Annotated in this window: 6 protein-coding genes; 1 reads left to right on the top strand and 5 read right to left on the bottom strand. The window is 54.2% G+C overall.

Features of this window, described 5'->3' with window-relative positions; genetic code table 11:
- A partial coding sequence (locus HY788_07290; protein ID MBI4773971.1) for a hypothetical protein occupies positions 1 to 448 on the top strand: 448 nt, incomplete at its 5' end.
- A gap of 51 nt (positions 449 to 499) precedes the next feature.
- On the opposite strand, the gene HY788_07285 is transcribed toward HY788_07290, so the two are convergent.
- From HY788_07285 to HY788_07265, 5 genes are all read right to left on the bottom strand, one after another.
- On the bottom strand, positions 500 to 1,126 hold the full coding sequence (locus tag HY788_07285; protein MBI4773970.1) for a tetratricopeptide repeat protein: 627 nt from the start codon (positions 1,124 to 1,126) through the stop codon (positions 500 to 502).
- Between the two features lie 151 nt (positions 1,127 to 1,277).
- The gene (locus HY788_07280; GenBank protein MBI4773969.1) at positions 1,278 to 1,508 is read right to left on the bottom strand and encodes a dissimilatory sulfite reductase D family protein; all 231 of its coding nucleotides are present in this window, start codon (positions 1,506 to 1,508) and stop codon (positions 1,278 to 1,280) included.
- Positions 1,509 to 1,557: 49 nt separating this feature from the next.
- The gene (gene dsrB, locus HY788_07275; GenBank protein ID MBI4773968.1) at positions 1,558 to 2,742 is read right to left on the bottom strand and encodes a dissimilatory-type sulfite reductase subunit beta; all 1,185 of its coding nucleotides are present in this window, start codon (positions 2,740 to 2,742) and stop codon (positions 1,558 to 1,560) included.
- Positions 2,743 to 2,766: 24 nt separating this feature from the next.
- On the bottom strand, positions 2,767 to 4,185 hold the full coding sequence (gene dsrA, locus HY788_07270) for a dissimilatory-type sulfite reductase subunit alpha (protein ID MBI4773967.1): 1,419 nt from the start codon (positions 4,183 to 4,185) through the stop codon (positions 2,767 to 2,769).
- Positions 4,186 to 4,492: 307 nt separating this feature from the next.
- Positions 4,493 to 5,155: a methyltransferase domain-containing protein gene (locus HY788_07265; GenBank protein ID MBI4773966.1), complete on the bottom strand. Its 663-nt coding sequence runs from the start codon at positions 5,153 to 5,155 to the stop codon at positions 4,493 to 4,495.
- Between the last annotated feature and the right edge of the window lie 845 nt (positions 5,156 to 6,000).

The following is a 6,000-nucleotide window of genomic DNA, read 5'->3' as shown; positions in this document are numbered from 1 at the left end:
CGCAGTGCGTATTCACGGCGCAATCGTCGACGTCAGATTGCCGACGGCGCGTGACTACCAGTCCGTGTTCGATTTCGGCAAGGGTAAGAAAGCCGCTTACACGGCTCTCGTGTACTTCTTTCTCGGATTGAGCGTGAATATGCGCCTGGACCGCCGGAACGGAGTGGATGACATCTTGTGGGCCGACGAGGTATGTCTGCCTGCGGTCATTGAAGGATTTTTCGAGGGCCTTCGAGCCGGATCGGTCGCCTATGTACCCGTACTGGGACCGATCGAGGACCTGTATTCGTTAATCGAGGGTTTGAGCTCCGAAGATTTCCACCGGGTACTGGACGCGCTCGTGGAGCCCTATTTCGGGGACGATCCCGACGCTCTCGAGGTGATTCAAGGTCGGCTGGAGACCCACGCGCGCGAACTCCACGCAGCTGTTCAGGCTTTCCGAGACTGAGTCCGCCGGTCCGGCGCGCCTGTCGTCAGAAGGCGTTTTTTCGTAATGCGGTCATTTGGACCGGTGGGATTCCAGTTCTTTCAAGAAATCCGGATGCACCTCGAAACCCAGTTCCAGGGCCTTGTCCGCATGCCTTATGGCCTTTGAATACTCGCCGGCCACGTAATAGGCATTGGCCAGATTGTTGTGGGCGAGACCGAAAGAAGGAGCCTTTTCAACCAGTTTTTCACCGACCTCGATGGCCTTGTCCACGTCTCCCTTCTGTAAATAGGCGTTACCGAGGTTGGTCCAGGCCTGGGCGATGTCGGGATTCAGCATGATCGCTTTTTCGAGGGCCTCGATGGCCTCATCCGTCCTTGACATCTGTAGATATGCGAATCCGATGTTCGCGTATCCACGGGCGTACCGGGGCTCGATTCCCACGGCCTTCTTGTTGTATTCGACCACTTTTTCCAGATTGCCCCATCTGAAGTGGATGTACCCCAGATTGACACACCCTTCAAACATGCGTCCGCTGTTGGCTACGGCATTCTCAAAAGCCTCCGCCGCCTCTTCGAGGCGACCCTCCTGGAGCAGTTTAATGCCCACATTGTAGTAGGCGTTGGCGCATTCCGGATTTTCTTTCAGAATGTCTTTCTGTTGTTGTATGAACTGATCCGCATCCTGAGGTTTTCTCATTTTCCGCACCTTTGGTTATGGGTTTGTCGGCCGCGGTTTGCCATGGGAGTCGGCGCGCCAACCTTTGGCGCGACTTCCCTGACAAGACGAAGCCGCTCCCCTTAGCGGGAGGCGGCTTCGTCTCGATAGAGGAAATTCGTACGAAACGGGCCTAGTGGTCTTCGGTTTGACCTCTTCCCTTGAGTCCGTACATGGTGCTGCTGCCCGTGGAGAAATAGATCAGTTTCTCTTCATTCACCAGCGAGGTTGCAGCCTTTTTGATGTCTCTGGTTTTGGCGTCGGGAAGTTTTTCCTTCACGCCTTTTTCCATATCGCTGAAATAGAATTTGCTTTTTTTGCTGCCTTCGGCAAATTCGAGAATCGCGTTTCTGATGTCTTCCATGCGTCTGCTCCTTCGAGAACGGTACGGGACCGTTTCTCAGTCGATGACGTTATTCCCCGTCCACCGCCTCGGTCACCGCCCAGGACGCGTCCGTGTACTTGAACTGGGTTGACGTGCGAAACGTGTCGTAGGCCAGCCGGTAGTCGTCGATCAGGTGATCGCTGAACGGAAGATCGCATTTCTCGAAGAAACGTTCCCAGCCGATACGTTCGGCCCAGTCGCCGATGCGTTCGTATTTGTTGGCGCTGGCGGCGTAAGCCTCGAGGATCTTCTTCACGGATTCGCATACTTCGGGAAACCGTGGAAAGTTGTTGGGCAACGCCGGGATGACGACCTTCGAGAATCTGGGCGGATGGATACGGTTTGAGATCTTACCGCCGGCTAATATTGTCACACAGTCGCCATCCTTGTCCGACAGCGGGAGCGCCATGCACATGGTGTAGCAATTACCGCAGAACATGCAGCGGGTTTCTTTGATCTTTACCGCTTTCTTCCCGGCTTCGGTTTTGGAGGGAGAAATGGCCGCCGTCGGGCAAGCCGCGATGACGAGCGGAATTTCGCAGACTTTCTCCAGAACTTCTTCGTCCACAATGGGAGGTTTTCTGTGGTAACCGAGAAGGGCGATGTCCGAGCAATGCACGGCGCCGCACATATTCAAGCAGCAGGCCATGGACACGCGGACCTGGGCCGGCAACGTCATGCTGGTGAAGTAATCGAAAAGATCGTCCAATACGGCTTTCACCATGGAGGAAGCATCCGTGGCCGGCGTGTGGCAATGGAGGTATCCCTGGGTATGAACGATGTTGGTGAGACCCGCGCCGGTGCCGCCGATGGGGAACTTGAAGCTGCCGCTCACATGTTTTCGGCTCCACAGGTCCTTCTTCAGGGCCTCGGCCTTTTCAAGGCTGTCAACCATGAATTCGATGTTGTTTCGGGTGGTGAAGCGGAGGTGGCCGCCGCAGTGCTTGTCCGCGATGTCGCAGATTTCACGCACGTGCTCGACGGTCATGAAGCGCGAACCGCCCACGCGTACGGTAAATACCTTGTCGCCGCTTTCAGCCACATGGACGAGCACCCCGGGTTCCAGGATCTCATGGTATTTCCACTTGCCGTAGTTTTCTTGAATAACGGGAGGAAAAAACTGCCAGTAGTGACGCGGCCCCAAGTCGGTGATCCGATTTTCCATCGGTTTCGCAGGATTATACAGTCCGATTCTTTCAGTGGATAGTCCCATATTTAATATACCTCCTCTGCGAATCTATCTCGCGTGCCTGGATCGATAGTCTTGGATGTCTCGCTGCCAACCGCCGGGAACGTCTTCTTCTTTCCAGAAGATATAGGGGTTGCTTCGAGGTTCTTTAACCATTTGCGGCATGGCCGGAATCCCCAGGACTTGAATAAACTTGGGCAGGCCTTGACGCTGAATCAGTTCGCCGAGACGTTCGCGGTTTTTTCCTTCTTCCATCCACCAGTCCCAGACCTTTTCGATGAACGCTTTGATGTTGTCGTAGGGTGGTTCCGCTTTCATGAAAGGAATGGTCAGGACCGCCATTTGGGCGCCCTCGAGGATGGGGGCTTTGGCTCCGCAAAGGATGCTGACGCCGGTGTCCACACCGGGTCTCAGAGCCTGGGGCATGACGTTGATGCAGTGCATGCAACGGGTGCATTCCTTGTCGTCAATCATGAGCTTGCCGCCTTCCAGCCACATGCACCCGGTGGGACACAGATCGATGACCTCTTTCCGGATGTCGAACGCTCCCCAGTCCCTGCCCCTGTGAGCGCCGGCGTTGGGGATGATTTCGCCTCCCATGTAGGCGCTGACTGCTTTCTGATCGATCCGGATGTTGTCTTTCCAGGTGCCGATGAACGACAGGTCGGAACGCGCAATGGAGGCCACGCAGCCGTTGGGGCAACCATCGAACTTGAATTTGAACTTGTACGGGAACGCGGGACGATGCAACTCATCCTGATAATGGTGCGTCAGATCGTAGCAGAGTTCCTGGGTGTCGTAGCAGGCCCACTCGCAGCGCGCCTTGCCGATGCAGCAGGAGGGCGTACGTAAATTGGATCCGGAACCGCCGAGGTCTTGCTGCATTACGTGCGTCAGCTCGTAAAAGATAGGCTCGAGCTGTTCGGTAAAGGTTCCGAGGAAAATGATGTCGCCGGTGGAACCGTGCAGGTTCATCATGCCGCTTCCCCGATATTCCCAGAGGTCGCAAAGGCTTCTGAGATAATCGGTATTGTAGAACTTGCTGGCTGGCTGGTTCACGCGCACTGTATGAAAATGAGCAATCGAAGGAAACTTGACCTGCAGGTCCGAGTACCTTCCAATAACACCGCCGCCGTAGCCGAATACGCCGACGATTCCGCCGTGTTTCCAGTGGGTCTCACCATCTTTGAAAGAGAGTTCCAACTGGCCGAGCATGTCTTCCACTACGTCCCGCTCGATCATCATGCGATCCGCGGCCAGCTTCCTTCTATGAAGAGCCTCTCGTTTGGCGTCGGCCACGAAACTCGGCCACGGTCCCGACTCCAGATCTTCGCACATGGGGATGTCGTGTTTGATCTTGAAGTTCTTGAGCTCTTTCTCTGTGTAGTTTTTCAACTCTGCGTCGGAGTAGATGCGTAGCTCATCGTACTTCAACTCTTTTTGGGGTTCTTGAGGTTCAAATGCCATCAGCTATGCCTCCTTGTGTGAATAGTCATCTGCCTTCTATATTGAATCATTGCTGAAATCGAATAGACAATCGCTGGATGAATCCAGGTTCACCTCCTCCCTTGACCCGGTAAGATCCTTGAAGTCGTGTTGAAATATCGTGTCGGACGGTGCAAACACCTCATCCACCGTTTCTTTTCGGCAAACGGAAAAAAAGGCGTAAGTGCTTGTGAAGATTATAATTTGTCAATTTTTCAAGCACTTAGACATGGCTTTATACTCGTAAAAGCGTTCGTTTGTCAACACAAAATCTGGAAAATGGAGCCACTCATGGATATTCGAGGGTGTACAGAAAAATAGAATGGCTTCGGGTGTCGGATCGAAGAGCATAGGTCTTTTTGCCGATTTTAAAAACCGGTTCCGCCTCTTTAAAAAACGTGGCCGCCGAGATAAAGCCGCTGACCGCAAGGACGACTTTGCCGTCCGGCTTCAAATGCGCTTTCAGAAATTCGATCAGAAGACCGTAGCTGCCGTCCGTGTAAAGGACGTCCGAGCCGAATATCATGTCGAACCTCCGTTCCAAGCGGTCCGACCCCCAATCCAGGCGGACGATCCTGGTGTCTTCGAGGCCGTTCAAAGCGGCGTTGGCTCGGGCAAAGGCCAACGCATCTTCATTGATGTCCGTAAGGATCGTATCGTGGCCGAACGCCGACGCAAACAATCCCGCCACTCCCATGCCGCATCCGATTTCCAGCATCGACGCGTCCGATTTCACGGGAAGCATCGAGAGCAAATGGGCCAACAAGACGGAGCTTTCCCATATTTTAGCCCAAAAAGGCCGCTCGCCCTCCCCTTTTTTCCCAGGTTTGAGCAGTTCCCCAATAACGGCGTCCATGTTCCGGATTTGCAGAAACGTCAAGCTCTTATCTGCGACTCGGATATCCGTGGTCGTCGTTTCGTATTTGGAGGGAAGAACGGGGTGTGAAACCATGTTTTTCATAGCCTCTGCGTATATATTAGAGGAATGTGAAAATCGTCTCCGTTAGCCGCGACGCGCATTCGGTGCTTGTGTCGAGGCCATTGGGCATACGCCCCGTTCCTTCGGTAAATCCTGCCTTACGGGGGCGCACGAAAGAGCGCGGACAGGTCCGTCTGTTCGAATGGAAACACGGGCAGGAATTCCAGAAAGCTGTCGATAGGGAGTTTCGAGACGCTGTTCCGGCGAGGGCCACCGTGTTACGCAGGTCTAAAGAGGACGTCAGGGCAGGACGCAACATCGCCGTTTACGGCAGCCGATGGGGGCTTGTTTTGCTCATGTGTCATTGTTCTCGCCGGTGTCGAGTACGTCTTCCGCTGAATTTCCTCTTTACTCCCGGTCACCATATCTATAAGGCAAACAGAAAACAACACGAAAATCGATGCAAGAAAGCGGACGCACACCGGATGGGTCGGGCGTCGAAGCGGATAGTAACGCGGCGGATAGGCGCTATTGTCTCACTTCCTTGCGGAGCCGCCCGGTTTTGCCTCCGGAAGTGATGGAACGTCCGGACGGATCGGTAGTGTAGCCGGGCCGGCGGGATGTTTTTTGCAGGAAGGGCGGCGGGACAAGGATTTTATTTCCTATACAGACTGTTATCTATACATATTGGTGTTTACCTAGGAATTGGAACCGAAGGCCCAACACCGGATCCGGAACCACACGTTTTTGACGGGCATTCCATCGATGGGATGCGGCGATGATACCGGTTGGCTGGAAAACCGATCCAGGGCCCGGCTTTCGGACCCGGTCGACACTTCGAGGTTTTCTTAGCATGCGATCGCTTGAATGGTAAAAAT

It is taken from the genome of Deltaproteobacteria bacterium, assembly GCA_016208165.1.
Classification (GTDB): domain Bacteria; phylum Desulfobacterota; class Desulfarculia; order JACQYL01; family JACQYL01; genus JACQYL01.
The sequence above is the reverse complement of the archived record's forward strand: the minus strand, read 5'-3'. Positions and strand labels throughout refer to the sequence as shown.

Coding starts and splice junctions, on each gene's coding strand:
- dsrA (MBI4773967.1), bottom strand. CDS start 4,185: ATGGCATTTGAACCTCAAGAACCCCAAAAAGAGTTGAAGTACGATGAG.
- HY788_07265 (MBI4773966.1), bottom strand. CDS start 5,155: ATGGTTTCACACCCCGTTCTTCCCTCCAAATACGAAACGACGACCACG.
- dsrB (MBI4773968.1), bottom strand. CDS start 2,742: ATGGGACTATCCACTGAAAGAATCGGACTGTATAATCCTGCGAAACCG.
- HY788_07285 (MBI4773970.1), bottom strand. CDS start 1,126: ATGAGAAAACCTCAGGATGCGGATCAGTTCATACAACAACAGAAAGAC.
- HY788_07280 (MBI4773969.1), bottom strand. CDS start 1,508: ATGGAAGACATCAGAAACGCGATTCTCGAATTTGCCGAAGGCAGCAAA.